The organism is Pseudomonas sp. HMSC066A08, assembly GCF_001813025.1.
In the GTDB taxonomy this organism is placed as follows: Bacteria; Pseudomonadota; Gammaproteobacteria; order Pseudomonadales; family Pseudomonadaceae; genus Pseudomonas; species Pseudomonas aeruginosa.
This window is the reverse complement of sequence record NZ_KV811243.1, coordinates 1-208: the sequence shown is the minus strand read 5'-3', so window position 1 is coordinate 208 and position 208 is coordinate 1. Positions and strand designations below refer to the sequence as shown.

Below are 208 nucleotides of genomic sequence, written 5' to 3'. Positions count from 1 at the left end.
AAGATTGCGCAAAAATCTCATGGCTTTCGAAAAAAAGCGGAATATCTGCATGGTTCTCAGCCAGATAACAGGCCAGTTTTAAATTACGCGTAAATAGTGCATCAACAGGGTGTTGTTTTAACCAACGTGCAATTTGTAATGAAAATAGCTTTTGAGAATTAAAGGGAAAATACCATTTACGTCTGATATCTCTTAGCGCAATTAACCG

General features: G+C 37.0%; 1 protein-coding gene. It reads right to left on the bottom strand.

Features of this window, described 5'->3' with window-relative positions; all coding sequences use genetic code 11:
* Positions 1-208 (bottom strand): hypothetical protein (locus HMPREF2886_RS34820; protein ID WP_218189070.1); only part of this gene is annotated, 208 nt, incomplete at both ends.